At 58.5% G+C, this 20,275-nt stretch carries 18 protein-coding genes and 1 tRNA gene; 13 read left to right on the top strand and 6 right to left on the bottom strand.

The window, feature by feature from the left end; all coding sequences use genetic code 11:
• The 13 genes from lolA to cysG form a co-directional block, all read left to right on the top strand.
• Positions 1-564 (top strand): outer membrane lipoprotein chaperone LolA (lolA, locus tag ACC569_RS09260; RefSeq protein WP_372523230.1); only part of this gene is annotated, 564 nt, incomplete at its 5' end.
• 56 nt (positions 565-620) lie between these two features.
• Positions 621-2,000: a replication-associated recombination protein A gene (locus tag ACC569_RS09255; protein ID WP_372523229.1), complete on the top strand. Its 1,380-nt coding sequence runs from the start codon at positions 621-623 to the stop codon at positions 1,998-2,000.
• A gap of 20 nt (positions 2,001-2,020) precedes the next feature.
• A complete protein-coding gene (locus ACC569_RS09250; RefSeq protein ID WP_372523228.1) occupies positions 2,021-2,584 on the top strand; it encodes a tetratricopeptide repeat protein in 564 nt (187 codons plus the stop codon).
• Between the two features lie 39 nt (positions 2,585-2,623).
• A complete protein-coding gene (crcB, locus tag ACC569_RS09245; RefSeq protein ID WP_372523227.1) occupies positions 2,624-2,998 on the top strand; it encodes a fluoride efflux transporter CrcB in 375 nt (124 codons plus the stop codon).
• Positions 2,995-3,303 (top strand): DUF190 domain-containing protein, encoded by a 309-nt coding sequence (locus ACC569_RS09240; RefSeq protein WP_372523225.1) that lies wholly within the window; start codon positions 2,995-2,997, stop codon positions 3,301-3,303. Before crcB ends, ACC569_RS09240 begins: the two co-directional genes overlap by 4 nt.
• A gap of 30 nt (positions 3,304-3,333) precedes the next feature.
• Positions 3,334-4,611 (top strand): serine--tRNA ligase, encoded by a 1,278-nt coding sequence (gene serS, locus ACC569_RS09235; protein ID WP_372523224.1) that lies wholly within the window; start codon positions 3,334-3,336, stop codon positions 4,609-4,611.
• Between the two features lie 445 nt (positions 4,612-5,056).
• The gene (locus tag ACC569_RS09230) at positions 5,057-6,070 is read left to right on the top strand and encodes a HEAT repeat domain-containing protein (RefSeq protein WP_372523223.1); all 1,014 of its coding nucleotides are present in this window, start codon (positions 5,057-5,059) and stop codon (positions 6,068-6,070) included.
• Entirely contained in the window at positions 6,067-7,461 is a 1,395-nt protein-coding gene (locus tag ACC569_RS09225) for a glycosyltransferase (RefSeq protein ID WP_372523222.1), read from the top strand. The genes ACC569_RS09230 and ACC569_RS09225 overlap by 4 nt, the downstream gene beginning before the upstream one ends.
• A gap of 63 nt (positions 7,462-7,524) precedes the next feature.
• Positions 7,525-8,874, top strand: coding sequence for a YaiO family outer membrane beta-barrel protein (locus ACC569_RS09220; protein ID WP_372523221.1), 1,350 nt, complete (start codon positions 7,525-7,527; stop codon positions 8,872-8,874).
• A gap of 219 nt (positions 8,875-9,093) precedes the next feature.
• Entirely contained in the window at positions 9,094-11,130 is a 2,037-nt protein-coding gene (locus tag ACC569_RS09215; RefSeq protein WP_372523220.1) for an LTA synthase family protein, read from the top strand.
• 52 nt (positions 11,131-11,182) lie between these two features.
• Positions 11,183-12,124 (top strand): hypothetical protein, encoded by a 942-nt coding sequence (locus tag ACC569_RS09210; protein ID WP_372523219.1) that lies wholly within the window; start codon positions 11,183-11,185, stop codon positions 12,122-12,124.
• Between the two features lie 138 nt (positions 12,125-12,262).
• Positions 12,263-12,352, top strand: a tRNA-Ser gene (locus ACC569_RS09205).
• Positions 12,353-12,463: 111 nt separating this feature from the next.
• Positions 12,464-13,861: a siroheme synthase CysG gene (cysG, locus tag ACC569_RS09200; protein WP_372523218.1), complete on the top strand. Its 1,398-nt coding sequence runs from the start codon at positions 12,464-12,466 to the stop codon at positions 13,859-13,861.
• 103 nt (positions 13,862-13,964) lie between these two features.
• On the opposite strand, the gene ACC569_RS09195 is transcribed toward cysG, so the two are convergent.
• The 6 genes from ACC569_RS09195 to dsrO form a co-directional block, all read right to left on the bottom strand.
• Positions 13,965-14,633, bottom strand: coding sequence for a response regulator (locus ACC569_RS09195; RefSeq protein WP_372523217.1), 669 nt, complete (start codon positions 14,631-14,633; stop codon positions 13,965-13,967).
• Positions 14,634-14,645: 12 nt separating this feature from the next.
• On the bottom strand, positions 14,646-16,271 hold the full coding sequence (locus tag ACC569_RS09190) for a GAF domain-containing protein (RefSeq protein WP_372523216.1): 1,626 nt from the start codon (positions 16,269-16,271) through the stop codon (positions 14,646-14,648).
• A gap of 295 nt (positions 16,272-16,566) precedes the next feature.
• On the bottom strand, positions 16,567-16,905 hold the full coding sequence (locus ACC569_RS09185; RefSeq protein ID WP_372523215.1) for a HesB/IscA family protein: 339 nt from the start codon (positions 16,903-16,905) through the stop codon (positions 16,567-16,569).
• An 80-nt stretch (positions 16,906-16,985) separates the two neighbouring features.
• Positions 16,986-18,458, bottom strand: coding sequence for a cobyrinate a,c-diamide synthase (locus ACC569_RS09180; protein WP_372523214.1), 1,473 nt, complete (start codon positions 18,456-18,458; stop codon positions 16,986-16,988).
• An 88-nt stretch (positions 18,459-18,546) separates the two neighbouring features.
• Positions 18,547-19,779: an NrfD/PsrC family molybdoenzyme membrane anchor subunit gene (gene nrfD / locus ACC569_RS09175; RefSeq protein ID WP_372523213.1), complete on the bottom strand. Its 1,233-nt coding sequence runs from the start codon at positions 19,777-19,779 to the stop codon at positions 18,547-18,549.
• Positions 19,780-19,782: 3 nt separating this feature from the next.
• Positions 19,783-20,275: sulfate reduction electron transfer complex DsrMKJOP subunit DsrO (gene dsrO, locus ACC569_RS09170; protein ID WP_372523212.1), on the bottom strand; the 493-nt coding region annotated here is incomplete at its 5' end.

Below are 20,275 nucleotides of genomic sequence, written 5' to 3'. Positions count from 1 at the left end.
GACCCGAAGTCGGGCGCCGACAGCCTGCGGCGGTTTTTCCATGAGGTGAACAGTTTCAGCGCCCGGTTCAAGCAGGTCGTGCTCGACGAGACGCTCAAACCCATCCAGGAATCCTCCGGCACCCTGTGGATCGAGCGTCCCAACAAGTTCCGCTGGGATTACGAAAAGCCGTATAAGCAGCAGATCGTCGCCGACGGCAAGCGTCTCTGGGTGTATGACGTGGGATTGCAACAGGCCACCGTGCGCGACCTGAGCGGCGGTCTTAACGATACCCCGGCGATGCTGCTTGCCGGCAAGGGACGGCTGGACGACAATTTCACGATCCAGCCGCTTGACGCGCCAGGCAACCTCACGTGGGTGCAACTGAAACCCCGGCACAAGGACAGCGGGTATGACGACATCCGCGTCGGCTTTGCGCAAGGCAAGCTGCGCGTCATCGAGATGGTGGACGGCTTCGGGCACACAACGCGCGTGACGCTTGAATCGCCGCGGGAAAACGCCCGGATCGAATCCACCCGTTTCAGTTTTACGCCGCCCGAGGGCGTGGACGTGGCGGGAGAATAGACCGTCCACCGTCCCTGTCACTGAAGTAGATCACGCGCCGCAGAACGAGGCGAATCATGGCCACGCAGGATATTTTTCCGGAAACCCAGACCAAGCCGTGGCAGCCGCTCGCGGACCGCATGCGGCCGCAGCGGCTGGAGGATTTCTTCGGTCAGTCGCATCTGCTCGCGCCGGGCAAGCCGCTGCGCCAGGCGATCGAAGCCGGCATTCTGCATTCCATGATCTTCTGGGGTCCGCCCGGCACCGGCAAAACCACGCTCGCGCGCCTGATCGCGCGTCGCACGCAGGCGCATTTCATCGCGATCTCCGCCGTGTTCGCCGGCGTGAAGGAAATCCGCGCCGCCGTCGAGGAGGCCAAACAGGCGCACGCCGACGGCCGCCCGACCGTGCTATTCGTGGATGAAGTGCATCGCTTCAACAAGGCGCAACAGGACGGATTCCTGCCGTACGTGGAAGACGGCACGCTGACATTCATCGGCGCGACCACGGAGAATCCATCCTTCGAGCTGAACAACGCGCTGCTGTCGCGCGCGCGCGTTTATGTACTTAAAGCCTTAACGGCGGAGGAGGTTCGCCAGGTTATCGATCGGGCCATCGAAGACGAACCATCGGGCCTGGGTTCGCAGCAACTGGAAATGCCGGGCGAGGCGCGCGATCTGCTGGCGCAGGCGGCCGACGGTGACGCACGGCGTGCGCTGAATCTGCTGGAGATGGCTGCCGATCTCTCCACAAAACAGGGCGGCAAGCAGGTCATTACCATAGGCCTAATCAAGGAGGTCATCACCGGCGGGGTACGCCGCTTCGACAAGCAGGGCGAGGCGTTTTACGACCAGATCTCGGCGCTGCACAAATCGGTGCGTGGCTCCGACCCGGATGCCACCTTATATTGGTTCGCGCGCATGCTTGACGGTGGCTGCGATCCGCTTTATATCGCGCGTAGGGTGGTGCGCATGGCATCCGAGGACATTGGCAACGCCGACCCGCGCGCTTTGCAGTTGGCGCTGAATGCCTGGGATGTGCAGGAGCGCCTGGGCAGTCCGGAAGGAGAGCTGGCGATCGCGCAAGCCGTCGTATACATGGCCTGCGCCCCGAAAAGCAACGCCGTGTACACGGCCATGGGAGCGGCGATGAAAGACGCGCGCGAGCGCGGATCGCTTGAAGTCCCGCTGCATCTGCGCAATGCCCCGACCAAGTTGATGAAGGAGCTGGGCTACGCCAAGGGCTACCGTTACGCCCATGACGAGGCCGAGGCCTATGCGGCCGGCGAGACCTATTTGCCGCAGGAACTGGGGAAACGGCGGTATTATTTTCCCACGGACCAGGGATTGGAGGGTAAAATTGCCGAGCGTTTGGCGCACCTGAAAGAGCTCGACCGGAGCGCCCGCGAGTCGGCGGCCCAGGCGGAAAAAAAGAAACCGGAGAAGACGGGTAAATGAACTGTGCGGCACATGACACGATGATGAATATCAAACGGACAGCGATGGGTGTAGTGCTTTGGGTGGCGTCATCGCTGGTCCTGGCAGGTGGCGTTGCCTTGACGCCACCGACGACATCCGCACAGGCACCCGCGCCAGCCCCCGTTCCCGCTCCGGCGTCAGTCGGTCACAATTATGAATCCGGTTCGGCGGCCTATGACGCCGGCGACTATGACAAGGCGCGCCGTATCTGGCAGCCGCTGGCGGAAAAGGGAGACATGCGCGCGCAGCGTGGCATGGGCAAGCTATACGAAAAAGGGCGGGGCGTGGAGCGGGACTTCGATGCGGCGATCAAGTGGTATCGTCCAGCGGCGGAGAAGGGCGATGCTGAGAGCCAGTATCGACTTTCCGTCGGGTATGGCTACGGGATGGGCGTCAAAAAGGACGAAGCCAAGGCGATGGAGTGGCTGCGCAAGGCCGCGGAAAACGGACAGAAGCGCGCGCAGATGTCCCTGGCCAAGGGCTATGAAGACGGCTTGAACGGTTTACCGCGCGACCTGGAGAAAGCAAAGTATTGGTATGATCGATCCAAGACCAAAGAATGAAAAAACGAAAATTCCTCGCTTCGTGAAACGCGTTATTCCATGAATCAAGTTCTGGCCATCGCCGCGGGCGGCGCCGTGGGTAGCGTGTTACGGTTCTGGATGTCCACCTGGGTGCATTCCTTCGCCGGACGATCTTTTCCTTACGGCACCCTGACGGTCAATGTGCTCGGTTGCCTGGCGATGGGATTTCTTTTCGTGTTGTTCGTCGACCGGTTGAGTGACAACAACGTCCTGCGTGCCGGAATACTTATCGGTGTGCTGGGCGGTTTCACCACGTTTTCCTCGTTTTCCATCGAAACCTTCAACCTGATCGAGCAAGGGGCGTGGTTCAAGGCCGCCGCGAACATGACCGGCAGTCTGTTATTGTGCGTCGGCGCCACCTGGGTCGGCGTCATTCTGGGGAGGCAGGTATGAAATTCAGTGACGTGACCATGGTGCGAATCTATCTCACCGAAACGGAGAAGCTGCTGAAAAAGCTGCTCGCGAAACTGCACGACGAGGAGAAAGTGCGCGGCGTGACGGTGTTCCGGGGCGTCTCCGGTTTCGGACGCTCGGGCGTGGTGCATTCGTCCACGCTGCTTGATCTGTCGCTCGATCTGCCGGTGGTGATCGAGTTTTTCGACGAACCGGCCAAAGTGAAACGCATTCTCGCGCACCTCAAGGACATTCTGCCGCCGGGCCACGTTGTTTCCTGGCCGGCGCGCGTGAACGAAGATTGATTCACAATCCCTTATCCGTCAGATCCTGATATGCTCGATCCTAAATTACTCCGCGCCAACCTCGAAGACGTAGCCCGCCAGCTCGTGCGCCGCGGTTACCGCCTGGACACGCAGGCTCTCGCGACGATCGAAGAAAAGCGCAAACGTGTACAGGTGATTGCCCAACAGTTCCAGCAGGACCGCAACGCCAAATCGAAGGCGATCGGTATCGCCAAATCGAAGGGCGAGGACACCACGCGGCTGATGCGGGAGGTAACCGATACCGGCGCGGCGCTCAAGCAGGCGGAGGACGAGCTGGAGCAGATCCAGAACGAACTTATTGAAATCGCGCTCGGGATTCCCAATATCCCGCACGCCAGCGTCCTCGACGGCAAGGACGAAAATGACAATAAGGAACTCCGGCGCTGGGGTGAACCTCGTAAATTCAATTTTACACCCAAAGATCACGTTGATCTGGGGGCGGCGCTCGGCATGATGGATTTCGACACCGCCGCTAAAATCGCCGGCTCCCGTTTCGTGGTCATGAATGGGCCGCTGGCGCGCCTGCACCGGGCGTTGATTCAGTTCATGCTCGATCTCCACACGCAGGAGCACGGTTACATCGAGACCTACGTGCCTTATATGGTGAATGCCGACAGCCTGCGCGGCACGGGTCAATTGCCAAAGTTCGAACAGGACCTGTTCGCGCTGAAGGGAGAGCAGGGCTATTACCTGATACCGACGGCCGAGGTGCCAGTCACGAACATCGTGCGCGATGTCATTGTCGAAGCGAATACCATGCCGCGCAAGTATGTGTGCCATACCCCGTGCTTCCGCAGCGAGGCCGGTTCCTACGGCAAGGACACGCGTGGGATGATCCGCCAACATCAATTCGAAAAGGTCGAGCTCGTTCAGGTGGTGCGTCCGCAGGATTCCTACCAGGCGCTGGGTGAATTGACCGGCCACGCGGAAATGGTTTTGCAGAAACTGGAGTTGCCGTATCGCGTGGTGGCGCTGTGCTGCGGCGACATGGGTTTTTCAGCCGCCAAAACCTACGACATCGAGGTCTGGTTGCCGGGCCAGAACAAATATCGCGAGATTTCCTCGTGCAGCAACTTCGAGGATTTCCAGGCGCGGCGCATGCAGGCGCGCTGGCGCAATCCCCAAACCGGCAAGCCGGAACTGGTGCACACGCTCAATGGTTCCGGGCTTGCGGTCGGTCGCACGCTGGTGGCGATCATGGAGAATTATCAGGATGGGAATGGCGATATTGTCATTCCACCTGTTTTGCACTGCTATATGCAAGGAGATGCGCGAATTTCCCGATAATGTGGCATACTATATGCAGCCTAACTAAATAGTAAAAATAACGCGGTATTCGCCATCCCAGGTTCAACGGGAATCGAGTCGAGCGGTAGGTCACATAGAGGGGGCAATGTGAAGAATAATAGGAAAGTCTTTTGTTTTTTTCCTGACAGTTTTTATCGCCATTGTTTCTTCCGCTGCCGAAGTTGAAAAGTGCGATGTTACTCGCGGCGTAGCGGCATTGCCTGCATTCTCCTCGCGTGCACTGAGATTGAAGGCGTCTTTCGCAAAACGGGCCGGTGTCGCCGCCGGTTATTGGCCGTCACTGGGCAAAACAACCGGACTGTCAGCTACAGTGCTTCTGAGCATCAGCAGGGACTCGCATATACAAGAAGTGGAGTAAACATCGGGTTCTGGTATGCATTCTGATCTGATTCTCACCATCGCGCACTGGGTTTCTATCGCCGTCGTGGCGTTGGTGCTGTTCCTGATGACCTATATCCTGTTCCTGCGTGCCTTACTGCTTATGAAGGAACGCCGGTACCGTGATTTTTCCATGTTGTGGAGTCCAATTCTGCTGAACGGTAAGGGAAACAAACAGGATCGCCCGCCACGCATCAATTATGCGGACAGGTTTTCATTTCTGATCTTATGGAATACGTTGCGCGAGGGAAAAGATGGGGATGTGAAAATACGAGATTGGATGAACAGCGTTGCCATTGAGACGGGTATTGACCGCGTCGCGATACGGTTACTGAAAAAGCGCAGTATTCGGAAGAAACTCCTTGCCGTGGTGACGCTTGGCCAACTGCGCGACAAAAGCCAATGGGAAATATTATACCAGATGGCTTTATCCGATCATGCGCTTCTGTCGTTGGCCGCGGCACAGGCGCTGGCGCGCATCGATCGTGAGGCGGCCGTGCCGATCATTGTCCCGTTGATCGTGCGCCGTATGGACTGGCCGGCGGCGAAGGTCGCCAGCATACTTGGGGGAATCGGCCCCGATCTTGTCGCCAAGCCCTTGGCGGATGCGATCATGGAAGCGCCGGCCGAGGAAATGCAGAGATTGATCCCATATCTCGAGACCTGTCATGACGCCATCGCGTTGCCCGTGGTGCACCGGATTCTGAACGACCCCCCGCACGATAAGGTGATCGGACCTTGTCTGTACGTGATTGGGAAATTCCGCGACAAGAATGATCTCAAACTCGTGCGCCAATATCTGACGCATCCGCGCTGGCATGTGCGTGCTCATGCCGCTGCCTGCCTTGGCAGGATTGGCACAAAAGAAGATGAAGCTAAATTGGCGGCGCTACTCGCCGACCCGGAGTGGTGGGTACGTTACCGCGCCGCCCAGGCGATCGTGGATTTATCTTTTTCCAGTCTGGAGCGGATCAGACAACTGAAGGAATATCGGCATGATCGTTATGCCAGGGATATCCTGGAACAGGTAATTGTTGAAAAACGGTTGATTCGGCAATGATTGAATACTTGCCCGTCGTTGAGTCGTTTATTCTGCTCTATTTCATCGGGCTCAATGGCGTCTATTTGGCGCTGAATATTCTCTCGCTCGGTGGCATTGCGCGCTATATGCAAAGCCGCGACGTCGCCGGCCTGCCGCATTTATTTTCCGGATTCGCGCCGCCTGTCACGATCATCGTTCCTGCTTATAACGAAGAAGACCATATCCTGAACACGCTGCGTTCGCTATTTCAACTCAACTACCCTGAATGCGAGATCGTTGTGGTGAATGATGGCTCGAATGACCGCACCCTCGATGTCATGAAGAAAGAATATTCCCTGGCGCCATTTCCCGAAGCCTATCGCAACCGCATTCGCACAAAACCCGTGCGCGCGGTCTATCACTCCACCGTCGATCAACGTCTGCGTGTTGTCGACAAGGAGAACGGCGGCAGAGGCGATGCCGTCAACGCCGGCATCAATATCGCGCGTTACCCGTGGTTTTGCCGCGTGGATGCCGATTCCATCCTGCAGAAGGATAGCCTGCTGCTGATCGTGCAGCCGCTTATCGAGGATCCGACCGTCGTCGCCTGCGGCGGAACCGTTCGCGTCGCCAACGGGTGCAAGTCGAAAGACGGTCTTTTCGTCGAGGCCGATCTTTCAAGGAATCCGCTTGTATTGTTTCAGATCGTCGAGTATCTGCGCGCATTCCTGTATGGGAGGATGGGGTGGTCGCCCATGAACGCGCATTTGATCATCTCGGGGGCTTTCGGCATTTACCGCAAGGAAACGGTGGTGGCAGTGGGTGGATATCGATCCGACACCGTCGGCGAAGACATGGAATTGATTGTCCGGCTCCATCGCATGCTGTCCGATCAGCGGAAACGCTACCGCATCACATTCGTGCCTGAACCCATCTGCTGGGCCGAGGTTCCCGACAATCTCAAGCAACTGAAGAAACAGCGTATCCGCTGGCAAATCGGCCTTGTTGAATCGCTCATGATGAACCGCGGCTTGTTGTTTCACGACAGCGGCACGTTTGCCGGATGGCTTGCTTTTCCTTTCGTGCTCTTTTTTGAATGGTTCGGCCCGTTTGTCGAAACCCTCGGGTACATTATTATTATTGCTGGTTTTATGCTTGGATTTATCTCTATTCAGGCGTTCATAACCTTTTTGATCCTGGCCGTGGGATTTGGCGTACTGCTGTCCACCTCGGCGCTGCTCCTGGAGGAAATGTCATTTCATCTCTATAAGAAGCCCTGGCATGTCATTGTGCTTTTTATGACGGCGCTGGTAGAAAATTTCGGTTACCGGCAACTGAACACGGTATGGAGGGTAATCGCTGTTTATTATTACTTGCGCGACAAGGTGCGCGAGAAGCTGGCCAACCGGAAACAGCAGATCCGGTCCTGATCGCCGTATGGATATTTCATATTATTCATTCAGGGATAAAACATAGTGAAGCAAAGAACGATTTTGGCTGTAGGAGCGTGGATACTGCTCGTCGGGCTCGTGGCGGTCAGCCCTGTGTGGGCGGTGGACACGACCGCGGCCACGGCGATGGCGGCCGGCGATGTAGCGCGGGAGCGGGGTGATTACACCGCTGCGATCAAGCACTATCGCGCGGCGGTTGCCGCCGCGCCAAAATCGTACGAAGCCAGGTTCCAACTGGCGCGCATGCTCTCGTATACGAACCAGCATGAGGAGGCGATTCAGATCTACACTCAGTTGCTGGCCACGCGCCCGAATAATTCCGATCTGCTGCTCGCCAGGGGGCGAACCTACGCTTGGGAGGGCCGCTGGGCTGAGGCCGAAGCCGATCTGACTGCGGTCACCGCGCGCTCGCCGGGCTATGGCGATGCCTGGTCGGCGCTGGGGGATATGTACCTCTGGAGCGACCGTCCGGGTCTCGCCATCAAATCGTATGACCGATGGATTGCGGTGCAACCCAACGAACCCCGCGCGTACCTGGCCCGTGCCAAAGTTTACCGGTCGGTGGGCAACATCGCATCCGCCCGGTCTGATTTGGAGATGGCGCGCGCACACGGCGCCGCTGACGTGGAGGTTGACCGGCTCCTGGCCGCGCTGGATCGGCGAGCAGAACCGGAGGCGGCCAAGCCGGAAGGTTTCCTGTGGGCCGCGAGCCTGGGCTACAGCTTCAGTCATTTCTCGCCGGACCGGGACAAATGGAACGAGTACGACGCCTCCGTCCGCCGCTATTGGGAGCACGCTTCACTCGCGGCCGAGTATCTCAAGGCAAATCGCTTCGCGCTGACCGACACCGCCGTCGCGCTTGACGCCTATATTGATCTCTGGTCCCGGGCGTATGCCAATGTGCGTTACCAGTACTCGCCTGATGCCACGCTCTATCCCGATCATGCGTATCGCGTGGAGGTCTTCCAGGGGGTCGGGCAGGGGTGGGAACTCTCCGGCAGTTATGATCGCATGAATTTCACTAACACAAATGTCAATATGTATGGCATTGGACTCGGCAAATACACCGGCAACTGGTACTACCGCTGGCGGACGCTCTTTATTCCGTCGACCGCCAAGTCGGGCGTGTCGCACCGCGCGATTGCCCGCTATTACTTTTCGGGTGACGCGGATGACTACGTCGAGCTGAACGGCGGGTTCAGCCGCGGCGGGGAACTTCGTTCTCAGAGCCAGATCGTCGATGTCACGAAGAGCTGGACGGTCGGCGCGGCGGTCCGGAAATATTTTTCCCCGCAGTGGGGCGTTAAGCTATCGGCCGACTACAGTGACGAACAAACCTCCAATCCCTTTGTCGAGAGGAGCGTTTCGATCAGTCTGCTTTTCCGCTGGTGAGGCGGGTCCATGGCAGTCTCCGCGCTCATGTAAGCAATGATTATTGACCCGGCACGATTGTTCTTGAACGAGACAGTCCCAGCCGTTGCCGCAGGGCGATTGCGATGACGGGGTCGTGCCGGGTCAATAACGAAAATCATAAGATTTCCGATTATTGCAGCGGCATGATCGGGTTAGTCACGAGGCCACGAGCCAGAATTTTCTGCGAAGGTGGTTTAAATGGTTTCATACCGCCGCAATAATCCCACTCCGGTGGAACCCGCCGCGCCGTGGCCGGTCCGGCTTCGCGAACGGTTGGTCAAATTCGGCAATCTGTCGTTGGCCCTGCTGCTCGCTTTCCTGGCGGGGCGGCTTGTGGAATTGTCCGGCGTTGTCCTGACCACCGAGATTCCCCCGGATATCAGGACCGTTATCGGCCGGGCGTTCTGGTCGGACCTGCTGTTCTTTCTGAAACTGGTCGCGTTCCTTTTGCCTTTGTTCTTTCTGGTCCGCCTGATTGTCCGCGGGGAACGCGCCGATCTCCGCGGGTATGGAATCATCGGCTCACTGGCCCTTGCCGGCTATCTGATCCTCGTCAATTACTTCTTTGTGGCGCGGGTTCCGCTGGGAGCCGACTTGTTCGGCTATTCCCTGGCCGATATCCTCTACACCGCACGCGCCGGTTACCAGGTTTCCGTCCTTTCCGTAACCAGCTTTATCATTCCGTTCGCGGTTTTTTGGATGGCCTTGCGCTACTTCAATAATCGCGTGATCCTGAAACCAGCCGCGGTTTTCGTCGTCCTGATTATCGGGACCGCCCTGTCGACTTATGGCGTCTCCGTCTTGCCCGCCAGGACGGCGTTCAAGACTGAGTTCGCGTATGACGTAGCCTTGAATAAGGAGGCCTTTTTTATTGCGGACTCCTATGCCTACTTCATGCCGTCTGAACCGGGTACGGCTACCCTGCAGTCCAAAGCCGCTGTACGGTTCCACTACCTCGATCCGGAATATCCGTTCCTGCGGACCGATGACACCCCCGATGTTCTCGGGAGTTATATTAATATCGACCCAAGCTCACCGCCCAATATCGTATTTATCGCGGTCGAGGGACTGGGACGGGCCTTCAGCGGCCCGCACGCCTACCTGGGCAGCTTCACCCCATTTCTCGACGAGTTGGCCGGAAAGAGTTTGTACTGGGAAAATTTCCTGGCGGCCCAAGGCCGTACATTTGCCTCGCTCCCCTCAATCCTGGGATCGCTACCGTTCGGTGACAAGGGTTTCAACGACCTGGGCGCGCGGATGCCGAAACATCTGACCCTGCTGAGTATCCTGAAGCGCAACGGGTATCGAACCCGTTTCTATTGCGGAAATGGACTCGACTTCGACAATCAGCGCGCCTTTCTTGAGCGCCAGAACATCGATGCGATGATCGGTGTCGACGACTATGACAGCAGTTATTATCGGCCTCCGGGCGCTTACTGGGGTTACGCGGACAGGGAAGTGTTGCGAAAAGCGCTGGCGACGGAGCGGGGCGATCCACGGACGCCGTATGTGGACTACGTGCAGACGGTCAGCATGCACGCCCCCTATACCGTTCCCGGACAACAGGAATATCTGCGGCTTTTCGAGGAGCGCATGGAGCAACTGGGCTTCACGCAGGCCGCGAAGGAAAAGTACCGTCAATACCGGAACATCTATTCGGCCATCCTCTACACCGACACGGCCCTGCGGTATTATTTTTCGGAGCAGGCGAAGCTACCCACTTATCCGAATACCATTTTCCTCATTACCGGCGATCATCGGCTGCCGGAAATTCCCATGTCGACAAAGATTGACCGCTACCACGTTCCCCTGATTATCTATTCACCGCTACTGAAACGCACGGCGCAAATCAAGTCCATCTCCTCGCAGCTGGACCTCACCCCCTCGCTGCTGGCATTCCTGAAGCACAACTACCACCGGATCAAGGCCCCCGATAAGGTTACGTGGGTCGGCTCGGGACTGGACATGGACCCCTCGTTCCGGAATATTCATCACTATCCCATGAAACACACGATCAACAACCTGATCGATTATATTTCCGGGATGTTTTTCTTGAATGAGAACACCCTGTTCGCGATTGGCAAGAATATGGACCTGGAACCGATCCAGAACGACGAAAAACTGAATGAACTTCGCGTGGAATTCGACCGGTACAAGACGATGAACGATCAATTTCGGCGTGAATTGAAATTGATCCCGGAGAGCGTTTATGTCGCCTATTTCCCAAAACGTTGACGGGCGGCGTTTTGTTTGTGGCGGTAGCGCCGGCGTCAGGTCGCGCCGATGGATGTCCTTCCTGCTTATCGCGCCGATCATCCTGATGATTTTCTTTGCTGGCTTGGTCGCGCCGGCAGCTGCCGCCGCCCCACGGGCGGTCTGGGTGTGGGAGGCTGATACGTTCCGGTTGCTCGACAGGGAGGACCGATGGAACGAGACGTTCACTTTTCTAGCCAAACGGAACCTCACCACCGTCTACCTCTATGCCGACGAGCATCAGGGCCGGAACACCATCCGTGATGAACCCGAAAAGTACCGGCGACTCATCGCCGCCTTTCATGGCCGCGGCTGCAAGGTTTATGCCTTGCTCGGCTCGTGGTATCTCAAGACCCAGGAATACATTCTGCCCGAGCGGCGCGTGGCGGCGGTACGGATGTTTGAAAATGTTCTTCGCTATGACGCCGGGAGCGCTGTCGGCGAGCGCTTTGACGGAGTCAACATCGACATCGAGCCTTACTTGCTTGACGACTGGAACGAGAATCGGGCGCTCCGCGCCACCCAGTACCTCGATCTCGCGGCGGAATTCATGCGCCTGAAACGCAAATCCGGCGACACGCTCGCCGTGGGACCGGCAATGCCTTTCTGGTTCGACGGAATCGACGATATAGTGTGGAGGAAGAAACACCAGCGCCTCAGTGATCACGTCCAGGACATCTACGACTACGTCGCCATCATGGACTACCGCAACTCCGCTAAGGGTTCCGATGGTATCATTGCTCACGCCGCGGATGAACTCGAGTACGCCGATCGGATAGGAAAACCCGTCGTAGTCGGTGTCGAGACGTTGCGAACCGAGCCGCGCAAGGTTACTTTTTACGGAATGGGCCACGTCGCCATGGAAGAACAACTCAGGATCGCGGAAACAGAATTCTCATCGCACCCCTCGTTCTCGGGCTTTGCTGTCCACCACTTCGGTTCCTACAGGATCATGACGGATTCTAAACCGCCGTAGCCAGTGCCCATGGCCTCAAACGATGGGCGGGAAATACCCGTCGGAGAGACGGCTCGGTCTGTCATTCATAGAGAAGATCGAGGTCGTTGTGCGAAGAAGAGGACGTTATTCTTTATTTCAGTTATTCTTGAATTTCTTGGAGAGGTGGCCGAGCGGTTTAAGGCACCAGTCTTGAAAACTGGCAGGGGCTTACGCCCCTCGTGAGTTCGAATCTCACCCCCTCCGCCAATTTCATTTCATGTTTATCCTTTCGTGGAGTCTCCCCATCGCTTCATGGATATCACTGAAGAAATACATTCGGCCCGCCGTTGAAACGTCAATCCGGGGTATAATTCCGGCATGAATTTTCTTCCTGTTTTTCTTGATCTGAAGAACCGTTCCTGCGCGGTGATCGGGGGTGGGGAGGTGGCGTCACGAAAGGCAACGTTACTGCTGGAGGCCGGCGCCCAGGTCACGGTATATGCACCCACCGCGGGCGAGACTATCCGCCGCTGGGCGGCGGATGGCAAAGTCAGGCACGTCAAACAGGAATTCCGCCCCGAGATGCTGGACGGCTGCGTGCTGGTCATCGCGGCGACGGACGACAAGTCGGTCAACCGTCAGGTTTCAGATGCCGCCAAGGCGCGCAATATTCCAGTCAACGTCGTGGACCAGCCGGATCTGTGCACGTTCATCATGCCGTCCATTATCGACCGTTCACCGGTGATCGTGGCGGTGTCGACTGGGGGATCGTCCCCGGTGCTGGCGCGCCTCATTCGTGCGCGCCTCGAAACCCTGATCCCCGCCGGTTACGGCCGGTTGGCGAAACTGGTGGTCAAGTTTCGAGACAGGGTCAAGCAGCGTTTTTCTCATCCGCCGCGACGCCGTCAGTTTTGGGAAGAGGTGTTGCAAGGACCGATCGCCGAACTTGTCTATTCCGGACAGGATGCCGCGGCGGAGAAGGCCCTGCAGCGGAGAATCGAGGCTGTCGACGGCAGCCAGGCGCCGGTCGGGGAAGTGTATCTGGTGGGTGGCGGCCCGGGTGATCCGGATTTGCTCACCTTCCGCGCGCTGCACCTGATGCAACAGGCCGATGTCGTGGTTTACGACCGATTGGTGTCGCCGGCGGTGTTGAGTTTGATACGGCGTGACGCCGAGCGTATTTACGCCGGCAAGGAGCGCGACAACCATGCCATTCCCCAGGAAGACATCAATCATCTCCTGGTGCGCCTGGCCAAGGAAGGCAAGCAGGTCGTGCGACTCAAGGGCGGCGACCCGTTCATCTTCGGGCGCGGAGGCGAGGAGATCGACACCTTGGCCGCCGAGGGCATACCGTTTCAGGTGGTGCCGGGCATTACCGCGGCGGCGGGTTGCGCTGCCTACGCCGGCATACCGCTGACGCATCGTGACTATGCCCAGTCCGTGGTGTTCGTCACCGGGCATCTCCAGGACGGGACGGTTAATCTCAACTGGAAGGCGCTGGTACAGCCGAACCAGACCATCGTTTTCTACATGGGTTTGCACGGCATCGATACGATCTGCCGCGAGTTGATACGGCACGGCATGCCGTCGTCCACGCTGGCAGCGCTGGTGCAGCAAGGCACGACGCGTAATCAGCGCGTCTTGACCGGCGACCTGGAAACCCTGCCGTCGATCGTCGACCAGGCGCATGTCAAGGCGCCGACCCTTATTATCGTCGGCGACGTGGTGGAGTTGCACGGTCGACTCAAGTGGTTCGAGCCCACCGCCGCGAATTGATTATTAATATGGAACCACAGATCAACACAGATGAACACGGATAACTGCACATAAAGTCGTTGTTTGGGATTTTATCTGTGTCTATCTGTGTTTATCCGTGGTTTCAAGAGTCATTCGGTTTCTTCCTGCCCAGACCCTGTTCGACCGCGATGACCGCGGCTTCCACGCGCGAATGCACGCTCAGCTTGCGCAGGATGGCCTTGACGTGGAGTTTGACGGTTCCGTCCGTGATATTGAGCGCACGCGCTATCATCTTGTTGCTTTGTCCTTCGGCGACGTGGCTTAAAATTTCCATTTCACGCGGGGTGAGCTCGGAAAGAGGGGCGGCGGAACGGCGCGGTGCTTCATTGGCCTGACCCTGGACGATGCGCGTGAGGGATCCCACCATCTCCTTGGCCACGACGTTGTCGCCGCGCAGCGCCGCTTCGAGCGCCGGCACCAGGTCCTCGGGATTCATGTCCTTGAGCAGATAACCGGCGGCGCCACCGCGCAGAGCGGCGCGCAGGTCGGCGTCATCCCGGCTCATGGTCAGCATCAGAATGGGCACCGTGACGTTGCTGGCGCGCAGTCTTTCCAGCGTTTCAATGCCGTTCATGACCGGCATTTTGATGTCCAGCAAAATGACGTCCGGCGACAGGGCGAGCGCCTGTTTTATCCCTTCCTCGCCGCTGCCCGCCGACGCCACGACATCAACGCCCCGGCTGCGCAACAATTCCTCCAGCCCCTTGCGGACCAGTGCATGGTCATCGATCAGCAGTAAACGCAATCTCAAGCCCCTGTTTTGTTATTTTGTCACGGCCACTCCGGCCGGGGCGACGGGAAATGTCAGCACGATACGCGTGCCTTCACCGGGTTCACTTTCAATGGTGAGGTCGCCGGGGAGACGTTCAGCGCGTTCGCGCATGACGGAAAGTCCGATGTGTTCGCCCGGCCGCGCTGCTGAGACAGGAGCCATGCCTTCACCGTCGTCCTCGATGAGCAATGAATAGACGCCCTTGCCGTCGCCATTCAGCAGAATGCGCGCGTTGCGCGCGTTGCTGTGCTTACCGATATTCGACAACGCTTCCTTGACGATATGAAAAATCTGACTCTCCTGGAGCGGCGTCAGGCTGAAATTCCGGCACTCGTTGTGAAAGAAGACGTTGATTCCGGTTTCTTCGCTGAAGCGTTCCACCATGCCGGCCACGGCGGGCACCAGTCCGCGTTCATCGATCTTCAGACGGTAGTTGGCCAACAGTTCGCGCAGGCTGGCGTGCGCCTCTTCAATGGAGGTTTTCAGGCTCTGAACTTCGTGTTGCGAGGTGCGCAAGTCTTTCGTGTGCAGGGATTCGCCCAGCATCTTAACCTGCAGGCGCATTCCCACCAGGGCCTGCGCCAGCGAATCGTGCAATTCGTTGCCGATGATGTTGCGCTCTTCCATGATGGCGATCTGGCGCGCCTGACTGTCGAGCCGCGCCTTTTCCAACGCCAGCCCAAGGTGCTTGCCGATGCTGTTGAGCAGGTCATGGATGTCTTCGCCCATGGCGGACATCGGCCGATCGAGAAAGAGGTTGTACACCCCGAGAATGCGATCCTGGTAAATTACCGGCACGACGACGAATTCCTGGCAGTCGCGCTTGAGCATGGGGAGGCCGAGGAGCTTTGCGCAGGATTGAGTGCCGTGCTGAATTCGTATGCCACCCTCGGTCGCGGCCCAGCCGCATTGGCACAGGCCAGTGTCCATCATGCGATCTTTCTCCACCACGTTCGCCGCCAGGCCGCGGCTGGCGACGAGACGCGTTTGGCCGTCGTCGGTCAATACCCGCACCGTGGCGGCGCGCGCGTCCACCAGTTCGATAAAGGTGTCGAGGAAGCTTTCGAGCAATTTGTCGAGATCGCCGTGCTGGCTGAGGCTCGAGGCGACGTCGTAAAGGATGTCCAGCGACTGGGTTTTGCGCGCCAGGCGCACGGTCTGGGCGCGCACGCGGGCGTCCATGTCGATAGTCAGCGATTTCAGCTCGTCGCTCAACCGGTTGATGTCAATCGCCAGTTCGCGAAATTCGCCACGCGGGGGCACCGGGAGGCGCGCCGAGAGGTTGCCGCCGCTCATGCCCGCGGACCAGTTACGCAGGTGGGCGAGCGGTTCCACCAGGTTATGCCGCACGCGCGCGATGATCAGCCAGATCAGCGCCATGCCGGTCAGCAACAGCAATGCCAGGGCGGGGTAGAGCTTGTCGGCGTGCTGGGGAAAACTCATGACAATGAACGAAGCCGCTCCAATCGCGGCGAAGACCGCGGCCAGACAGATCAAGGGGAGTGTCAGGCGATTCAGGAATAGCCAGTAGGATTTCCGCCGCCGGCCGTCAGCAGGCGGAATCCAGTTCGCCAGCCGCGATTGGCCGGGGTCGGTCTGTTCCGGTGAAGCGCTCATGTATTTGCCGCACTCGTGAGCGGCAGAAATCCTTTGGACGTTAACAGGGTAGATTACTGAGGCGGCCTGAATCAAGTCGATTCGGGTCGCCAGCCTGAACCCATGGCCTGACGCCTGACGAGCCGACTTACCGCCTCGATAATCTGGCTATCATATACGATCTTGGTTGTTGATCCGGCACGCTGTGTTGTTATGGAGCCGGGGTGCATTTTTTGTGTTCCTCCTTATACCCTCTGTTTTCGATGGGTATCCTCTGACGCGCCGAGACGGAGATCGAGTGCGGCAGAAGGCGGAGTCATCCTTTTTGAGGCGTGCCGTCCTCGGGTTTCGACGCGGCGGCATGCGCCGGATCGTTGGGATTGATGAAAATGAACTGGCGCTCCCCGGGACCGATCTCGACGAAATCGAGCGTTGCACCAATAAGAAAATCCTTGCTGGTGTTGGAGACGACAACATTAATGCCTTCGGAAGCGAGCAACGCGTCGTCATCGCCCATTTCATCGAAACCCATTCCATAGACAAACGTGCCGTCGTCTTCCCGGCGCACGGCTATGCGCAGATGCAGGCCCTGGGAGTTGGAGACTTCCGCCGATTGGCGAATCTGTGCGGCGGCCTCGGGGGTAATGGTGATCATGAATAACTCCTCTTGTAAAAACTGAAAGCCTCTAACAATTTGTTAGGGGTTCGAAATAAATTAATCATGGAGCTGCTCGCTTAGCGGACAGCCTGCTGTTTCCCGGTCTTTCGCCGCCGCTGACGCACGAATTGCACGAACCGCCTGGTCCAGTGATTGTCCTCCAGATCGCGCAGGTGCGCATAACAGGCCAGCAGGTTCTTGTGGACGATGCCGTCATGTTGGCCGTCCACCCCGTTGCCGCGCATCACATCGTAGGCGTAGACCGTGCCGGGCGCGAGATTCTCCAGGCTCGAATAATGAAATTCATGCGCGCGGACTTCCGTCGACCCCGGTAACGGCCACGGGTTCTTGCCGGTTTCTCGCAGCAGCACGTAACCTCGTCCCATGGGGCGGTCGTGCATCACGACGTCGCCGGGAATCACGCCCGCCATTTCGCAGCGTTTACCGCGCCAGGAAATACTGCGCGCCAGATACATGAGACCCCCGCACTCGGCATAGGCCGGGAGGCCGCCTTCAATCGCCTGACGGATATCGTGACGCAGGGAGGCGTTGGCCTCCAGTTGTTCCATGAAAACTTCGGGAAATCCGCCGCCGATGAACAGCGCGTCCACTTCGGGCAGCCTGGCGTCCTTTAACGTGTCGATCGTGACCAGATCGGCGCCCGCGGCGCGCAGCGCCTCGAGATCGCCCGGGTAGTAGAAGGCAAAAGCGGCATCGCGGGCAATACCAATCTTAATAAGATTTTCTTCCGAATCCCCTCTCCCGCGAAGCGGGAGAGGTCTGGGAGAGGGTTCCTTCTCTTTGACTTCCAAATCTCCTTTTCTGCTCTCAGGAGAGGGCTGAGAGAGAGTGATTTGTGAGAGCGCCGGCGCCTGGGAGGAAACGGCCATCAGGCGATCGAGATCAACGGAAGCAGCCACTAACGCAGCGATCGTGTCGATTTTTTCCCTGGCCGCGTTGGCTTCGTTGCTGGGCATGAGGCCAAGATGACGTTCGACGATGGCGAATCGGTCATCGTGATGCACCGCTCCCAGCACCGGTACGTCGGTGTAGTGTTCGATGACGGCGCGCAGCTTCGCTTCGTGCCGGGACCCGCCCAGCTGATTGAGGATGACGCCGGCGATGCGGATTTGGGGATCGAAGGCCTGGTAACCCAGGATCAGCGGGGCGATGCCACGGGTCATCCCGCGCGCGTCGATGACCAGCACCACCGGAGTTTCGAGCAGGGTGGCGAGCGCCGCGTTGCTGTTGCTGCCGTCGAGGCTCAGGCCATCGTACAAGCCCTTGTTGCCTTCGATCAGTGAGATATCGGCGCCGCGGGAACGTGCCGCGAAGGCGCGCAGGATTTCGTCGCGCCCCATGAGATAGAAATCGAGGTTGTGACAGTCGCGCCCGGCGGCCAGGGACAGCCACATGGGATCGATGAAGTCGGGGCCTTTCTTGAACGGCTGGACGACGAGGCCGCGGGCGCGCAGAGCGGCGCACAAGCCGACGCTCAGCGTGGTCTTGCCGGAGGATTTGTGGGCGGCGGAGATGAGCAGACGGGTCATGCCGCTACTCCTGGGAGCGAAGTTAATAGACTGGAATTACAGGACTGAATAAAAGTCAGGAGAAATCCTGTTAATCCTGTCCATGTCTTCAGGCCGTAACTTTCTTCGCCAGCTCGGCCTTGTGATGCGGGTCGGCGTCGGCGTCTGACAGGCTTTGCGGGAGGAACGGGAGCACCCTCATGGCGAAGGCCGCCATGACGAGTGCCAGCCCCATACCGCCGATACCAAGGACCACTTCGGGCAGGCTCGGTGAATACACTGCCACCATGCCGTCGAAGAAACTGCTGCTGACGATATCTTTTCCTGGATAGAGCGGCATCGGGTATGCCTGGCCGCCGATGATGATGACGTAGATCTGGGCAATGCCACCGAGCACGACAAGAATGGCAGCGAGCGCCGCCAGCGCCCGTGACTTGCCGAGCCCGGAGAACAATATCATCAGCGGGATAACGCCGCCCACGATAACCTGGCCCATCCAGAACATCTTCGTATAGATACCGCCGTTCAGCAGGATAAAGCCCTCGATCCCGTGGCGTTGCGTGATATACAGGTTCGTCAGGTGATAGACGGTAACGAAATAGAGCACCGCGGCGACGAACACGCCGAGCAGGTTGCGCAGGCGGCCGAACACGACATCACCCAGTTCCCGGCCCGTCCAGCGCATGCCGGCCATCAGCACCACCAGGAATATCGCCAGACCGAACTCGAAGGACATGATGATGAACATCGGTGCGATAATCGCCGAGTTATAGGCCTCGCGCGCCACCAGGAAGCCGAAGATGGAACCGGTACCGGTTGTGAGAGTCAGGCGCCAGATGAACGCCAGCATGCCGACCGGTTTGGTGTAATCGTTCATGCGCCGTTCCATCATCATCCACAGATAAACGATGACGATGCCGAAGAAGCCGATATAGAGGTAGATATTCCACGCAAAAATGGACTTGAAGTTGTAATAGGTCATGGCTTCGATCAACCGGTCCGGCCTTCCGAGATCCAGGACCAGTATCGCCAGACCGCCGGCCAGCAGGGTGATCGCCAGCAGGCCCGAGAGACGCGCCAGCGGCTTGTAAAGCTGGCGGCCGAAGACCGAGGCAATCGAAGCGACGTTGAGCGCGCCCGAGGCCGCCACGATCAGGAACACGGCGAATACATGCGGCACACCCCACATCACCTGGTTGGACATGCCGGTGATCCAGTGACCGTGGTGCTCCATGTACAGGGCGGCGCCAAGTCCCGCGAGGGTGATGGCGCCGAGTATGCCCAACACCGCATAGAAACCGAGGCTGCGCGGTTCGATCGTTCCGTAATGCATATGTGCCATGCGTCAGATCCCCCGGTAACGCACGCCGGTGTTTAGATTCAGGTCCGGGCGCAGCTGGGTGGTAGGTGCGGACGCGAGCTGTTTGTTGATCTCGCTGTTCGGATCTTTGAGGTCACCGAAGACCATGGCCTTGTTGCCGTCCTTGGTGCAAGCCTCCACGCAGGCGGGAATTCTTCCGGCGTCCACGCGGTGCACGCACAGCGTGCAGGACTCGACCGTGCCCTTGCCGCGCGGCGCATACGCTTTCTGGTTGGTGGTTTCCTCGTGCACGAAGGAGCGCGCCTTGTACGGGCAGGCCATCATGCAGTAGCGGCAGCCGATGCAGATGTGCTTGTCCACCAGCACAATGCCGTCAATGCGCTTGAACGAGGCACCGGTGGGGCAGACATCCACGCACGGCGGTTCCGCGCAGTGCTGGCACATGACCGGAAGCGTCTCGACGTAGCCGGTCAGCTTGTCCTTGAGCTCGACTTTGCGAATCCACTGGGCATCGGTG

The sequence above is a fragment of the Sulfuricaulis sp. genome, assembly GCF_041499725.1.
Lineage (GTDB): Bacteria > Pseudomonadota > Gammaproteobacteria > Acidiferrobacterales > Sulfurifustaceae > Sulfuricaulis.
This window is presented reverse-complemented; position numbering and strand designations above follow the sequence as displayed.